This is a genomic window from Lysinibacillus sp. KCTC 33748, from assembly GCF_002237755.1.
GTDB lineage: Bacteria > Bacillota > Bacilli > Bacillales_A > Planococcaceae > Lysinibacillus.
The window spans coordinates 69,162-84,476 of record NZ_MWSJ01000010.1; the positions used below are offsets into that span (position 1 = coordinate 69,162).

Here is a 15,315-nt window from a genome sequence, read left to right on the forward strand (position 1 = left end):
GATGAAGGAAGAAGAGCGTAAAGAGCAGAAGAAAAAGCGTGATATACCTAAAAGTGGTTATATAATTTTATTTAGGCTGTCTGATGGGATGTATAAGTTTTCATATACTACCTCATTATTATTGGAGCAGAAAATTATAAGTATAAAAAGGGAATATGGAGATAATGTTCAAATTATACATACTTTAGAAACGTTTGATACTATGAAATTTTATCATAAATTTATTAAAACACAATTTTCTAATCGATTAAATGGGGATAAATATGAATTAAATGATGATGATGTAATTTATATTAAAACTGAGAAGTTTCCTTCAAATGCTATGCAATGGTTTGAAGGATAATCAAACTTATACCTCGTTTAAACCGACATTCTATCATGAATCGAAAGTAAGCCCGTAATCAAATAACGCATATAAATAACCAGGCACCTCCGGTACGATAAATGTAACAATTAGAGGAGGTGCTTCCTTATGTCAACTACCAAACTAACAATTGTTCCTGTGACACTAGATCCGATCACTGACAACTCCTCATCAACAACTTCACCTCAAAACTCTCCTGAGCCGAGCTGCATCATTAAAACAACTTGTGCTGAAATTTGCTTCTTTAATGGCGTAGATGAGCGCATATGGAGCAAGTTAGTGGAAGAAGGAATATGTCTTCTCAAATAGGGGGAGCATCACATCGCCATCAAGCTAAGGTTTTAATATACCCCCTAAATGAACATTTTCTTTTTCTACAGGTAGTCACTTTGAATAGTCAGCTTATTTCTTCGTTTTGATAGCGTTTATTTTTCTTAAACTGATGGATATGGAGTCCCCCTTAGGTTAAATAAATTTCGGTTTAGAAACAAGTGATTTTAACAATGTTCGGAGTAAATCAATCTTTAATAATAAAAGGACGAAAAAAGAAGCATAGAAGTGAAAAACTTTTGTGTTTCTTTTTGATTAATATATTTATTGGAAAAGCATTTTCACAGATGCTTCTGCTATCTCTATTATAGAAGCTATTTGAACGTAAGAAATTTGTAAGCAATGGATAAGAAAAAAGAAATTTTTATTGTGTAGGATAAAAATATAAAGAAGAGTGGAAGGTGGATTTTTATGTGAAAAACAAACTAGTCATAAGAGTGTTCTAAAGAAAAGAAGTAATTTCTGGGGTTAACATACTTGTGAAAAAAGAGGGATTCTCCGTTTTGTTAGGGCAAAAATAATCATTATGAAGATAATTACGAATTCCATGTTGCCCTTTTGCCATTGGTGGAGATGATAGCTGTGTAGTTAATACGAAACAACAAGCAACCAAACAATATGAATAGAGGAGAGGAATGCCTTATGAAAACACGTAGTCAAATTACATTTAGCACTCAACGAGATCGTAATTCCGTCAAACAAGCAATGGGGGATACATTGCATCTTGGATTCCCGGGGATACTTGTTAAAACTTCTGAGGGTGGAAAAACGTGGGGTTATGCCGCTGGGGTAGCGAATCTGAGCACCAAGAAACCAATGAAAACAGATTTTCGCTTTCGTATTGCCAGCGTGACGAAGACGTTCACCGCAACGGTTGTACTTCAATTAGCTGCAGAGAACCGCCTTAATCTAGATGATTCCATTGAAAAATGGTTGCCTGGTGTCATTCAAGGAAACGGGTATGATGCTAAACAGATTACTATCCGGCAGATATTGAACCATACGAGTGGTATCGCTGAATACTCTAGGTCAAAAGAAGCTGATTTTTTTAAGAATACAAAAAAATCGTTTACTGCTGAAGAGCTAGTGAAGATTGGACTTTCGCTACCCCCAGACTTTGCCCCAGGAAAGGGCTAGTCTTATTCAAACACAGGATACGTATTACTGGGTATCCTTATTGAAAAAGTAACCGGAAACAGCTATGCGGAAGAGATTGAAAATCAGATTATTGAACCACTTGAATTGTCGAATACATTTCTACCTGGAAATACAAGCGTTATTCCAGGCACCAACCATGCCCGTGGATATTTCCAACCAGACGGAGCAAGTGAGCTAAAAGAAGTTACTGATTATAACCCAAGTATAGGTAGCTCGGCTGGAGATATGATTTCTACTGCTGACGACTTAAACAAATTCTTCTCTTACTTACTCAGTGGTAAATTACTGAAGGAACAGCAACTAAAACAAATGCTTACTACAGTTCCTACAGGAAGTGCTGAACTCGGCGGATATGGTCTTGGAATCTATGAAACTAAGCTTCCAAACGGTGTCTCGATATGGGGACACGCAGGTGGCATTCCAGGGTTTAGTACTTTTGCTGGAGGTACACTTGGAGGTAAGCATACGTTAGCAGGCAATGGTAAAGAGTTAATTGGTCTAATATAATGATGTGAGTTATTACGAACCAATCCAGCTTTACCTGTCATACCTCCATCAACAGGATTAGACATAGTAGGAGGATTCCATATAAGAGAACGCTGATTATCAAAATTATCCTGGGCTACAACCTTATCCTTTGTTACTGGTTCTAATTCAATTGAAGCTAAAGAAAATTTGCCTTGTAAATTTTCTAGTTTCAACTCATTACTTCCTTTTTTTAATTTAACAGTCGGTCCATCTACAGTCTTGTAATATCCATATTCACCTTTAATAGTATCTCCTGCGTGTCCTGTAATGGGAATTGAAGTTTCTTGTGTTGTAGAATTATTTGAAAGTCTAATTTTTGCATTCTGGTTAACTGCAATCTTATATCTTATTTTATATTCTTGTTCTTTAGGACTTACTACATCATATGCTAAATAAGAATTAACCGTTTCTGTCTTCATTGCCTTTTGCTGTGCATGTATAGATTCAACTTGTGGTGTAAAGTTATTCTTTCCTTTATTATACATTTCAGCTGGTATTGAACTTATCATATTTGCCATTAAATCATGTGTATTACTTAGGTTTTTGTTGCTATATCCAAAAACTACAGCATCTATACCTTCAAATCCAGCTTGAGTACTTTTGTTAAATGCATGAACAAGAGATACTTTTTGATCAGGAAATTCAAAAGTAGAGTCTGTATATTTAGGGGGCGCAGATAGGGTTGTACCATATCTAGGGTAAGACTTTCCGCTTGCATCAGTAATATCAAAAAAGAAAGGAGTAATTTCATATCCCATTCTAATTTTAGTTAGAGGAATTGAAGAAATATTAGTAATGTTATTTAATTTCCCCCCACTTGTATTCCCAACCCATCCAGGAGTATATTCTATGCCAGTCTTATTATACCATGGTTGAATGGCATCAATCCGATTACCACTTCGAATATCAAGTTTTGTAAGTACACCTTTATATTCTTGAGAATCCAAGATCTTTTGTATGTCTTGCCACGTTGTTTCTTTTGGTTGAAGCTTTCCCGCAATTTCTGAATAAATTTGCCTAGAATTTTTCTGTACAGTTCCTATAGAATATTTACTTGGTTCTGTATATGGAAACAGTGCTACGAAGTCTAGAACACTTAACGTATATTCTCTAACAAATTCATTTATATGATTCCATCGATCAGTATTTTTATACTTATCAGTGGAATTGATTTGTTCAGCTTCTTTTTTTCTTTTCTCCAATCCATCATTATATACTTTCATAGCATAATTCGTATATTCTTGAATAAGCTGTTTCTGTTGATCCTTATATCCTTGTAATTGGTTTTTATCTATTCCCCACTCTTCACCGTATAAGATTATATCTCTCAGTAATAGAAGGTGAATATTGGCAGCTTGTACAAAAAATGGAGCTGTTAATTGTTGATATACTGAATCTTCGCTTTTTTCAGGAGTTTGAATAATGGTAATAAACTTTTTTAAATCTCTATCCGCGTCACGAACAGCTTCGATTACAGGTGTTCCAGGTTCTTCAACCTTTGCTTTTAAACTATTTTTATATATTTGTAGAACACGTTGATACTCTTTTATCTTTGTCATAGAACCTTTTAATTCGGCCCCCATAAGATATTGATGATAATCGTTTATTTTAATATCAATATTTTCTGCAACATACTTTTCTATTTGGAGCCAAATATCATCTTGGACGCTATTACCTGCCAAAAATACATCAAAAATACTTCCTAATAGACTAGCTGGTGGTGGTAGTAAAGCAATTCCTGTATTAAGTATGCCGTGTAAAAAAACTAAACTTGCATCAGCACCATTTTTTGCATGTATTTGAGTTAACAGAGGTTTAAATGCATTACTATTAAACGCACTAATAAAATCCCCAAATTTTACTCCCAAAAGAGTTGAATCAAACAAACCACGTGAATCAAATTGATGATCTTGTTGAACGCTAAATTTCGTTTGATTTACTTTAAGTTCTTCTTTTTCTATAGTTTCTGCAAATACCATGGGTACAGTTGGTAGGTACGTACTAGCAAGTACAGCTGAAGCAACTGCTATAGATATTACTTTTTGTAATTTTTTTTTCTTTTTCATATAGGCTCCTTTTCTTAATAAAATATTTGATATTACTAGGAGGAAATAATACGAAAAATCCTGTCTATTAGTTAATAATTCCTACTCGTTGTCTTTCAGCAACTCCTTTCCATATTTAATTTTGGGGCAATTTTTATTTTAGTATCTGTCACACAATTACACAATTTGATAAAAAACTACAGATTTTGTTGTGAATATTGAATAAATTTTAGTTGTATTTTCAAATATATAGACTTAAAATGTATTCATCTAGTTAATTTATTAGATAATTCAGTTTATTTAAGATTGAATTGTTAATTATTTTGTCATAAATAGAGAACAATGTCATTTTTAAAACAAACATGCAAACAAGTGTGATAGATTATATGGTTATAGTTAGATATGCTCAGAAAAGGAATTTCTCTCTATAATATAATTAAGAGGTAACTAGATAGAGGTTTCAAGGAGGTTGGCAATCAAATTTCCACATATTTTCTTCAAGTTATTGAAGGGAAAGGAGTTTATGCCAATTATTTACCAGTTGCTCATTTTCAAACTACACAATAAATCAAACTTTATAAAATGTAAATTAGTGGAAGGTGTCACGATGGAATTAGCCCCCGAATTAATAAGCAAATTAACACAGAAATTGAAATAGAAAAATGCTCGGAGCATAAAGGCTCTGAGCATTTTTCTATATATCGATTTATTGAACTAAAGCCCGTTATGGCCTGAATACCAATGATAAGAACCTTTCAAATTGGGTCATTCGTGCATTACACTCTTGGAGCTATGCAGCATCCCCCATACTGGTCACAGTCGTATTCGAGATCCCCTAGGTCTGGGCCTCTTAGCTTTTGGTCGCAGTTCGGGCAGATGGGAATTAAAGTGGGGTTGGCTTGAAAGAACATTGAGTTCTTCAGATTGAAGACGCCTCTTACGGAATTCACTCCATGATCGCGGATTCCCTGTTGCAAGAACTCAAACCCTCCATATATATGTCCGCACTCACACTGGATTGGGCTAAAGCGGAAGGAATGGACTTCGATCCCCAGTTCATCCTTAATCCTGGCCTTTTCGTCGTTCGATATGGGCTGGATTTTGGAAGTTTTCATTCGTTCCGGCGACCAGTACCACGCCTTGACCGCTTTGGCTTGGTCATTGGTCAGGTAGAACGATGCGGACCTTCCGCTATTGATTGTCTCCTTTACGATTTCTACAACGGTGGACTCATTCGCAGAAATTATGACCTTTCCGCTGCCCGCAACAGCATCGATGTGGGTCAACATTGATTCATACATTTGAATAACATCCCTCCATTTTTAGTTTTCAGCTCAACTGACTTTCATCTTTCACTATCTAACATTTCCATAAATGGGATTTTATAAACGATAACAGAAACGGACGATTGAACAGTTATTTTTTTATAGTCTCCCATCTTAGCTTGAAATAGTTATATTGCTATTGAGTAAGTGGTTCAAGATAGCACTGTTTGAAGGGAGATAATAACTTCTGTCAATCTGTTAAATAAGGTGAGAATTCTGATGTTATTCAAGCTTAATTTTGTCCGAAAAACCTGTCAAATCAACAAAAAGAAGCGGCTCAAAGTGTTTTTATCGAAAGTACATAGCAAGCCAGAACATATGAAATACATAGAAGAACAAATTAAGCTATTGTATGCTAAACTGACTGAATAGCTTTTTTACTTTTATGAATATTGGTAGAAATGAATACTTATAGTAAAAAACCAACCATGTACGAATTATACTCGGACATGGTTGGTTTTTAAATTGTATATTTTGATGTTTGGAGTAATAAGAATTTCATAAAATTAATCATTATTTGTAGCTTCTGAATTAGGTCTGATACAGATTGCTCTATTTCAGTTTACAACTTTATTGAAACTTATCGAAGATTAAAGAGAGCTAGATGGCCATAGTTAAATATGTTCAGAAAAGGTATATATTCTTATATTATGATATAATTATGAGGTAATTAGATAGAGGTTTCAAGGCGGTTGGCAATCAAATTTCCACCTATTTTCTTCAAGTGATTGAAGGGAGAGGAGTTGATGCCATGACTATTTTTGAAGCGATAACTATAAATTTTGCAATTCTTATAGTGTCAGTAATTGCCTTGTCATTTACTTTTACACAAAAAAAGTAAACCGCCTCTGCTGCCTCGCAAGCATGTGAGATTGGTTTACTTCTTTTCTCATTGCAAATCGCCTTTGAAGCGATTCGTCTTATATTTTTTATATACATCTTCAATAAGAATTATAACATGTAGATACGAGTTTATTCAAATAGAACAATTTTTTACTCAAAATGTGTAAGGAAGGGGGATATAATGAATAATGAACTATGGGAAATTCAAATATAGCGATTTAGTATAGTGTCCTATGGTGCAGGAAAAGGACAGATTTTTAAGTAAACCTATATTACTCTTTGTATAATCTGAAAATATATTTATATGATTCATCAATTGTTTTGTCATTATAGTAAACATCAGTAAGAGCCTCATTAACAGCCTCATCAAAAACATTATAATTATCCGGAATAGGATACGTCTCAACAGCAGTTCCATCTTGCACATCATAAAACATTGAAACATCAAAGTTTTCATTATAAGTCTGATTTAAAACAGATAATGTTTTATCGTTATAAAAAGTTGGATATGAAAGAGGATAGTTACTAAAATGATTATAATTCCCTCTAGATTCGAGCATTTTTAAAGTGTATTCTTCACTAAATATATAGTTCATTATTTGTAAAAGAGTATCTGCATTTTTACTTTCTTTAACCAAAGCTAATGAAGATTGTCTTATATTTTGTATTTCATCTCCATCTTTATTAGGCAAAAAGGAAACTTTTATGGGGAAATCTGCATCTAGTTTCGTTGGAGATTTTGCATTCCAATCCCTATGGAACTCTTTATTTAAATATATCTCCATGTTAAATGAATTAGAAATCATCATCGCATAGTCGCCGTCAGAAAAAATATTATCACCAGGGTAGGTTCCGTCTTCATACTCTTCGTATCCTTTTCCATAATCTTTAACCATCGTAGCAAAAAATTTATATAACTCTCTCCATTCATTATTCATAAGCTTCCCATCTTTATAAAAAGGTGTGTCTAAATTGTAGCCAAACATCCTTAACTGGTCTCCGATAAATAGATCATCTTCTCCAATATTCTTTACTGCAAGTGCTATAGGGCTATATGTGTCATTTTGTTCTTTAGAGGAGGATTTTAATAGATTCAATGTATTCAAAAAGTCGCTGTAACTAGGATACTTAGGTAATAAATCAACGCCTAAATCATTAAAAATCTCTTCGTTCTGCAAAACAAAATACATTGTTTTTATAACCGGAGAAATATAATATATCTTCCCATTCCCACCTTTTACGCTGCTATTTAATACGCCTTTATGTAAATTATTCTTATTTTCTATATGATCAGTTATATCCAATAGTAAATTATCATTAACAAGAGGAGTTAGTTTATTTGGAGTCAACCCAATAATTAAATCTAATTCACCATTTTTTACTTTTTTATACGTATTATCAATAATCTCTTGCTCTGTTAGGGACTCATTTGAAGACTTAGGATACAACTCTACTAAGTTTACCAATATGTTAAATCTCTCCTCTAAATCGCTTTTGAGTTGTAAATAATTATACTTAGAATTTCCTTTATCGGGTACTCCGATAGAAATAGTGGTTTTCTCGCTACTATTTTTCTCTCTACTATTATCTTTATTAAATGTAAGATGTAATACTAAAAAAATAGTCAATAAAAGAAAGAAAAATACCGTAAATAGTGACTTTTTGGATTTGAAAATATTCATGAGAATAACAATCCTTTCTCAAATAAGTTTAATCTAAAGATTAGAAAGACGAGTTGAAGTGTGCATAGACTGAGGATGAAAATGAAAGACATCTGCATATCTGTATCGTTGTAAGTACAACCAAACAACAACTGGATATGGCAGACGCCTTTCACTATAGCATAAATATTTTTTTAGAAATTACCAATTAAACTTGCCTGAGGCAGACGCTTCATTACCAGTAAAATTGTGCAAATATGCATTTACCGATGTGTTTTTTTGTACTTTAGTTGTAAGAGTGACTTTAGCAGTACTTTGATTTCCTGACAAATTCTTTCCGGCTAATACATCACCACTATTAGCATCTAAAGTCTGGTATGAAATTTGTACACTTTCTCCAGGATTCACATTTCCCTGAGCAACGCTGCTAAATTGAGCATAGCCTACACTATCCAACGAGAATATCGTTGGTTTCGACGATCCACCTACATATACGCCAGTGAAGAAACTCGAGGTACTGTAGGATTTAGTCGAAGCAGTAGCTGCTGCAGATAACATTCCCTCATCTGTCGTAGCCAACTCGTCAACACCATCAGCAAGAGGAAATCCGGGACCAGGTGAATATAAAGCGTTAAGATCATTAGTAAGCGAGGCTTCAGAATTAGGTAAAGATGATGCAAATGCACTCCCCGAAAATGAAGCCATTAAACAAGTGGACAACACCAAAGTAGCAATTTTATTTCTTTTTATCATAGTAAAACCTCCTTCTTATATTTACCAATATCATACTCTATTACCAATTAATTTACAAGTTATAATTTGGAATAAAAATGCACTAATGTAATATATTAGAAATATATAAGTTTGTTTGTATCATTCGATCTACTACCAATATAAATTTGTAATTGTAAAACCTAAAACAAGCATAACCCTTTCCTAAAAATAGGACGGAGTTATGCTTGTCTAATTTTCTAAATATGAGATGCTAAGCTTCCATCTCATCTTCCTACGTTCAATTAATCATTCGCTCCTATAATCTCACGTGGAGATAATAAGGCCTTAAATACACCATTTATTCAACCAAATATCAGTCCCAAAATATTCAAATTTATCACGATTAAAGATAATATTATGGATATTGGTAGAATAATCAAAATTTGAATTTTGTTTTTCGGAATGATAAGAAACAAAACTACTATCATTATTAGATATACTCCCACAAGCCATGGTATTAAGTAGTAATGAGTGTGAACAGGTAAGTAAGCGTTACGTAATTCAAATGCTTCTGACAGCAATACTGTTATTGGAAGGGCGGATATAATATTAGAAAACAATCCACTTCCACGCGCATACCACATTATATAAGCACAAGGCGGAGATACCGCCCCGCATATACCCCAAAAAATAATTTCTCTTTCCGGAAAAAAATGTAGCACAAGTATTGTATAAACATAATAAACGGTAAGCATCGACCCGAAAAAGGCAAATATTTTTAAAGCAGCTAATTTTGGGGAATTACTGAAAACTGATAAAAGTGTTGCAACAAATACCCAAATACCCAGGCGACCACCCAAATTATCAAAAAAAGGGTTTATATTAGGACTATCTGCAAGTTTTGCTGCTAAACCCAAAATAATCCCGATAATAATTGCATTTACTATTGAAATTACTTTTTGTTTTGTAGTTGATGTGTTCGCAACTCTAATCCTTATCAACTTATTATAAATATCCATATACTCCTCCAATCTTCTGCACTTAGAACCCTCATGATCCAACATTACATCGCAATACCCAAGAACGATAAATTGGAAAGAGCGATATATTGTAATTATGGATTCGGAACATCAAGATAAAAGATTAAGATAATATAACCATTTTTTAACAAGTCAGTCAAGAAGCTCCTACCTCGAGTAAGTTTGTAAGAGATACTAAAGTGGGTAGCTTACTCCTAAGCGATATTATAGATACCAAGTGAGCCTCTTTCATCAACTAAGAGGAATGATCATTGTAGACAGTTCTAAATGTAACATGAAGGGAAAAGATAAAGAGAGAATTATTAGGGTCGAACGTATTTGATAAAATAAAAAATCCGCTTCAAAAACCATTTATAAAGGTTTTGAAGCGGATATATAAAATTAGTTTTTCTTTACCAAACTATCAATTAAATCTGTAACTTTTTTTATTTCCGACGCTATTATCTATAACGTTATAAAGATAACCATTCTTGTTTAAAGCTTCAAAATCGGCTGCCATATCAGGACTTTCGAATTCTGCAGCTTCACCTGGCTTAAGTGCTCGTAAATGTAATAATAGGTTTAATTCACGTTCGGTTAAGTTTTCCATCATATACCTCCGATAATCTAATGTCGTATTTGATAACTATCTACTATCTTGTTACATTTTAATATATTTGGTAAAATAATAGCGATTAATTAGCTTACGGGAAGAACCCGCTTCAAAAACCATTAATCCATGGTGTTTTAAACATGGCTCAATGGCGTTTAAAGCGGGTTTTATTTATTGTTGGCATGGGAAGTTCCCGCTCACTGTAATAGATGAATGTTTTAGTTAAGGAGGGGCTTAAGCAAAACTTAGTACGAAGGGGGGATTATTATGAATGAACTAGCCTTAAATATACTACCACCACAAATAAAGACTGTTGATACACATTTCGCTATGGAAGTCTTAAGATATGAATACGGTTGGGAAGTTGACGAATATGGAGACAGAGAAATAGTTGATACATCAAATTCCTACAAAGTAAAGGCTAAGGTACCGAGAATATCTTTTCTTGAATGGATCGATACCTTGTGTAACTTGAAATACAATGGTGTATTAGCGACTCATTTATATACTCGAGAACTATTACCTTATGTTTCACTTGATAGTTCTGTTTGGAAATATTTCGATCAAGTAGAAGGCAATTTACTAACTAATGGTTCTACATATAGGAATGCGGACAAGGTAAGAATATATGTATATTTCATTGAAGAATTTAATCATTTTGTAATTCTTAGGCTTCTCAGCCACCATGATATTGTTTTTTATAAAAAGATATGATGCTGCTTATTTAAGTTACTTTTCACAGTGGGGGTATATATGAAATTCTTAAGCAAATTATTTAGAAGAAATAACACCAAGAGACAGCCAGTAAATGGTCTTGAAAACATACCAGGACTATTCGAGTTAGATCCTAAAGAATGTAACCGTATCTTTATAAGAGATAAATCATCACCAGTAGGTTCAGTTGGTTCTATATCAGGTACTTCACATAACTCAATAGCTACAGCAATAGCCACAGCTTCACGTTCTGTTTTAGTACCTAAAATAAAGAAAGTACATGAAATTGATATAGAAACTGAGCATTTTATTGAAATTAAAAGTCTGCGTAGAACATTTGAAATACAAAACAACGAAGTTGATTATAAACCAGGGGATGTAATAAATTATCGAGAGAAGAAAGAAGGCGAATACACAGGATATAATGCAGTTTTCACCATTACCTACATTACGTCTGAGAAACAGAAAGATGGCTTTATAGTGATGGGAAAAATACCATACTCAGAGAAACCACGGTGCGTGATGGCATGATTATAGGGTTCTAAGCGTCTTGCAAAAATAGTAAAAGATATGGACTAAATCTTATAGGATTGTTCAGTATTGAGATGTTTGATAAAATAATAGCAATTAAATTAATCATCGGGAAGAACCCGCTTCAAAAACCATTAAGTCATGGTGTTTTAAACATGGCTATTAATGGTGTTTGAAGCGGGTTTTATTTATTGTTGGCGCGGAAAGTTTCTGCTTACCATTGTACGAGCTATAAATAAGTACCAGATGGAGAATTAAAAATGATGGTGAGATATTTGCCATCGATATGTTATCTAAGAAGGGAAGATAGAAGAAATGCCTTTACTAACCATTGTAATGAGTGTTTTATATCAATGCTTAAGGTTGAAGTTTAACACGACTATAACCATGAAGAGTGCAAGAAAAGAAAATATGTTGTTGTTAATTGGCCAATTATTACTATTACTTTCTGCAGGCATCTATATATGGCTGCCGCTTCAGTTGAATTTTTACATTCCATTCATAGTCATGAGTGTTTTCCTGATCGATTATATTAAGCCGTGGTTAATGAATGAACGTCCATTAAGCAAAATAGCTATTTTTTTGCTAGTCGTATCTACATTAAATTTGAAACAATTACTACGATTTTATCGTACAATAACTATGCAAAGAGGGTGTACTTCCATTCATTCAAGGTGAATGAAATAGCATGATGAATCAAAACTAAATTGAAAAGAAGGTGCTTTTTTGTATAGTATTGGGAAATTTTCGAATCTGTGTAATGTTCCTGTAAAGACTATTCGTTACTATAGCGATATTGGATTACTCGAACCATCCTTTATAGATGAAGTGACCGGCTATCGTTATTATGATTACGATAAAATGAAAGAGCTGAATACTATTCAGGTTCTAAAAGATTGTCATTTTTCATTAAAAGAAATTGAACAGGTTATAAAAAGGGAAAATGATAAGCAAGATTTAGAGCTAAGATTACATAATAAAGTTCAGGAGTTAGAGCACCAACAAGAAATAATCGCTGAACAAATTCAAAATATTGTCCAAGTAAAAAATTCTATAAAGAACGCTGAGACATTTAATCCAAAGCCAACATTATCAAGTTGTTACATAGAAGAACGACCAGAAATACAGGTGCTTTTCATTCGGGGGAAAATCAATATTATTGAAATGGACAGGCTAGTACAAAAATTATTTGAACGAATTTATGCATATCAATTAGAGGTAGTTGGGGAGCTTACTGCAATTTTTCATCAACAGGATAGGAAGCAAAATGTAGCAGATGTTGAACTACTGTTGCCAGTAAAAGTAACTCAACCGGCAAATTATATTAAACTAATACCAGCAGGCAGATATGCTTGTATAAATGTAAAGGGACCGTATTCAGAGTTGAATTTTGGCTATAGTCGCTTGCAGGAATGGTTGACGGAGCAATCTCTTGAGACAGAAGGGGTGTTTATGGAGCAATACATAAAGGGGTTAATTCCATCTGAAGTAGTAAATCCAATTAATATTAGGCCAAATATTGAGATCCATCCAAACGATTTTTTGACAACAGTGTTTGTGAAAATAAGAAACTAGCTAAAGTCTCCAGTAAATGGAGACTTTATTCTGTAATTAGCAAGGTAACAACGTCTTGCTAGTAACATACAGAATGGAGTACATCAATGACAACAAATACAGGACAGTTTGCATTTCTTAAAGGTAGTTCGTATGAGATTGGACATCAACAAGCGCGAGAATTTCAAAAAAACCCTTTTGCGAAATCTCTATTCTTTACGGAAAAATTAGCTTCGGACAAAGCTTATTTTCAAATGAAAGCACAAATAGAGCAGTATTGCCCAAGTTTAAATAAAGAATTGGAAGGCTTTGCAGAAGGCTTTGGCTATAAGCCCGAGCAACTACATTTTTATCAAAATGCGTGGTTAATTCCTGGAGGATGTAGTTTAGGGGCTATTTTGCCTGGAAAAATGGCGGATGGTAAAACATATGTCATAAGAAATTATGATTTATCGCCCTCTATTTCAGATATGCGTTTATGTACGACAGTCGTCGAAGGGAAATATACTCATACAGGATTTTCTGTTTCTACATTCGGTCGAAGCGAAGGCTTAAATGAGAAAGGGCTATGTGTTGCGTATGCATCGTGTGGTATGCCCATTGGCAAATATCCTGGTATGAGACCACCAGTAGTACCTGGGTTTCAGTTTATGGTTATTGTCAGAGCTCTATTAGAAAATTGTAAAAATGTAGAAGAAGCTATTTATATGGTAAACAATATGCCAGTAGGAACGAATATGAATTTACTGATAGCTGATGCAAATGGCGACGCAGCATTGATTGGAACATATGACGGAATAAAAGAAGTGAAACGTGCAGAACTAGATTATCTTATTGCCACTAATCATGGTCTATTTTCTTCAATACAAAAAATGGAGCCTGGTAAGCTCGAACATTCTCAATTAAGATATGATATTTTAGAGGGAAAATTGAAGGAAAGTGGCAAAAGATCTGTTAATGAAATCCAAGAGCTTCTTTTTACAGAGTTCCCTAAAGGATTATCCGTCCATAATTACAACGAAAGCTTTGGAACCGTGCATTCAATTATGTTTAACCTTACTGACTTACAACTGGAATTTTCATTTGGCTCACCATTACAAAATCAGGTAAACAAGATAGAAGTCGGAGACAACTTGGCAAAAACACAAATACCTGTTGAATTTACTAATAATAGCTATGGAACGGAATTTTGGAAAATAATAAAATCCTAACTAACAAAAAGACCTCCCACCGTGAGAGGTCTTTTTGCTGTACCCGAAAGGTAAGGCATATTGTGTCCAACTGAAATAGCACTTGCCAATTACACACTTATTTAATAACTTAATTCGTACGTTACTACTTCGATAAATTTATCTCGATCTTGTGATTCAAAAATAGTAATCCCTTTATCTCTAGAAAGTTGTAGTAACTTTTGAATATTAGCTTCATCTTTCTCCATAAAGGCTTTTTTTACATATTTTAAATCTTGCAAGATATGATGAATAAATGTATCTCCTTCTCTTTTTATATCTATAGCAATAAAGTCGAAAGATAATTTTGTTTTAGGTGGAGTAATAATTGTATCAAACAAATAGTTTAAAGCTTTAAAGGGGACATAAGGGATACCTTTTTTATATTCATATTTCTCTATAATAGGTAAAACCTTATCAATAAATTTTTGTATTGTATCAATATTGTAAAGCTTTGTATCTTCTAAATTATTCCTCTTAATAATTTGTTGTATTTTTTCATATTGCTTTTGTTCTAGCAGTTCTTTCATATATAAAAGTTCTTTTTTGAATTTTGATCGTTCTTTTTTACTTAATTGTCGATGTTCAATAACAGCGTATTCGATTAGCTCCCATCCTATTTTTAAACCAAAATGAGGTTCTAAAAAATACTTAAGTTCTTCAAAATCGCGCACTTAGGTAACTCCT

Annotated in this window: 13 protein-coding genes and 1 pseudogene; 7 read left to right on the top strand and 7 right to left on the bottom strand. The window is 33.5% G+C overall.

What is annotated here, in order from left to right:
• Nucleotide 1: 1 nt before the first annotated feature.
• The 3 genes and pseudogenes from B1B04_RS13835 to B1B04_RS26205 form a co-directional block, all read left to right on the top strand.
• Nucleotides 2-343 (top strand): hypothetical protein, encoded by a 342-nt coding sequence (locus B1B04_RS13835; protein WP_139376976.1) that lies wholly within the window; start codon nucleotides 2-4, stop codon nucleotides 341-343.
• Nucleotides 344-472: 129 nt separating this feature from the next.
• On the top strand, nucleotides 473-673 hold the full coding sequence (locus tag B1B04_RS13840) for a hypothetical protein (RefSeq protein WP_079562036.1): 201 nt from the start codon (nucleotides 473-475) through the stop codon (nucleotides 671-673).
• Between the two features lie 639 nt (nucleotides 674-1,312).
• A pseudogene (locus B1B04_RS26205) lies at nucleotides 1,313-2,326 on the top strand (serine hydrolase domain-containing protein); the annotation flags it as partial.
• Here B1B04_RS26205 and B1B04_RS13850 read toward each other — a convergent pair.
• From B1B04_RS13850 to B1B04_RS13880, 6 genes are all read right to left on the bottom strand, one after another.
• A complete protein-coding gene (locus tag B1B04_RS13850) occupies nucleotides 2,218-4,446 on the bottom strand; it encodes an insecticidal delta-endotoxin Cry8Ea1 family protein (protein ID WP_139376977.1) in 2,229 nt (742 codons plus the stop codon). The pseudogene B1B04_RS26205 and the gene B1B04_RS13850 overlap by 109 nt on opposite strands.
• Before the next feature lie 755 nt (nucleotides 4,447-5,201).
• Nucleotides 5,202-5,726, bottom strand: coding sequence for a hypothetical protein (locus B1B04_RS13860; RefSeq protein WP_079562038.1), 525 nt, complete (start codon nucleotides 5,724-5,726; stop codon nucleotides 5,202-5,204).
• Between the two features lie 1,139 nt (nucleotides 5,727-6,865).
• Nucleotides 6,866-8,275 (bottom strand): type 2 periplasmic-binding domain-containing protein, encoded by a 1,410-nt coding sequence (locus tag B1B04_RS13865; protein WP_079562039.1) that lies wholly within the window; start codon nucleotides 8,273-8,275, stop codon nucleotides 6,866-6,868.
• Between the two features lie 180 nt (nucleotides 8,276-8,455).
• Nucleotides 8,456-9,007, bottom strand: a complete 552-nt coding sequence (locus tag B1B04_RS13870) for a hypothetical protein (RefSeq protein ID WP_079562040.1) — start codon at nucleotides 9,005-9,007, stop codon at nucleotides 8,456-8,458.
• Nucleotides 9,008-9,330: 323 nt separating this feature from the next.
• Complete coding sequence (locus tag B1B04_RS13875) at nucleotides 9,331-9,987, bottom strand: hypothetical protein (RefSeq protein ID WP_079562041.1); 657 nt, start codon at nucleotides 9,985-9,987, stop codon at nucleotides 9,331-9,333.
• Nucleotides 9,988-10,411: 424 nt separating this feature from the next.
• Nucleotides 10,412-10,597, bottom strand: a complete 186-nt coding sequence (locus B1B04_RS13880; protein WP_079562042.1) for a hypothetical protein — start codon at nucleotides 10,595-10,597, stop codon at nucleotides 10,412-10,414.
• Between the two features lie 270 nt (nucleotides 10,598-10,867).
• On the opposite strand from B1B04_RS13880, the gene B1B04_RS13885 reads away from it, so the two are divergent.
• From B1B04_RS13885 to B1B04_RS13905, 4 genes are all read left to right on the top strand, one after another.
• A complete protein-coding gene (locus B1B04_RS13885) occupies nucleotides 10,868-11,314 on the top strand; it encodes a hypothetical protein (RefSeq protein WP_079562043.1) in 447 nt (148 codons plus the stop codon).
• 39 nt (nucleotides 11,315-11,353) lie between these two features.
• Nucleotides 11,354-11,845: a DUF3850 domain-containing protein gene (locus tag B1B04_RS13890; protein WP_079562044.1), complete on the top strand. Its 492-nt coding sequence runs from the start codon at nucleotides 11,354-11,356 to the stop codon at nucleotides 11,843-11,845.
• Between the two features lie 726 nt (nucleotides 11,846-12,571).
• Nucleotides 12,572-13,420, top strand: coding sequence for a MerR family transcriptional regulator (locus B1B04_RS13900; RefSeq protein ID WP_079562046.1), 849 nt, complete (start codon nucleotides 12,572-12,574; stop codon nucleotides 13,418-13,420).
• Between the two features lie 86 nt (nucleotides 13,421-13,506).
• A complete protein-coding gene (locus B1B04_RS13905) occupies nucleotides 13,507-14,610 on the top strand; it encodes a C45 family autoproteolytic acyltransferase/hydrolase (RefSeq protein ID WP_079562047.1) in 1,104 nt (367 codons plus the stop codon).
• Between the two features lie 101 nt (nucleotides 14,611-14,711).
• Here B1B04_RS13905 and B1B04_RS13910 read toward each other — a convergent pair whose 3' ends face one another.
• Nucleotides 14,712-15,302 (bottom strand): hypothetical protein, encoded by a 591-nt coding sequence (locus B1B04_RS13910; RefSeq protein ID WP_079562048.1) that lies wholly within the window; start codon nucleotides 15,300-15,302, stop codon nucleotides 14,712-14,714.
• Nucleotides 15,303-15,315: the final 13 nt, after the last annotated feature.

Bases quoted from the DNA above. Each gene is read 5' to 3' on its own strand.
- B1B04_RS13890 (WP_079562044.1), top strand. From the start codon at position 11,354: ATGAAATTCTTAAGCAAATTATTTAGAAGAAATAACACCAAGAGACAG.
- B1B04_RS13875 (WP_079562041.1), bottom strand. From the start codon at position 9,987: ATGGATATTTATAATAAGTTGATAAGGATTAGAGTTGCGAACACATCA.
- B1B04_RS13905 (WP_079562047.1), top strand. From the start codon at position 13,507: ATGACAACAAATACAGGACAGTTTGCATTTCTTAAAGGTAGTTCGTAT.
- B1B04_RS13840 (WP_079562036.1), top strand. From the start codon at position 473: ATGTCAACTACCAAACTAACAATTGTTCCTGTGACACTAGATCCGATC.
- B1B04_RS13850 (WP_139376977.1), bottom strand. From the start codon at position 4,446: ATGAAAAAGAAAAAAAAATTACAAAAAGTAATATCTATAGCAGTTGCT.
- B1B04_RS13865 (WP_079562039.1), bottom strand. From the start codon at position 8,275: ATGAATATTTTCAAATCCAAAAAGTCACTATTTACGGTATTTTTCTTT.
- B1B04_RS13860 (WP_079562038.1), bottom strand. From the start codon at position 5,726: ATGTATGAATCAATGTTGACCCACATCGATGCTGTTGCGGGCAGCGGA.
- B1B04_RS13880 (WP_079562042.1), bottom strand. From the start codon at position 10,597: ATGGAAAACTTAACCGAACGTGAATTAAACCTATTATTACATTTACGA.
- B1B04_RS13870 (WP_079562040.1), bottom strand. From the start codon at position 9,007: ATGATAAAAAGAAATAAAATTGCTACTTTGGTGTTGTCCACTTGTTTA.
- B1B04_RS13885 (WP_079562043.1), top strand. From the start codon at position 10,868: ATGAATGAACTAGCCTTAAATATACTACCACCACAAATAAAGACTGTT.
- B1B04_RS13835 (WP_139376976.1), top strand. From the start codon at position 2: ATGAAGGAAGAAGAGCGTAAAGAGCAGAAGAAAAAGCGTGATATACCT.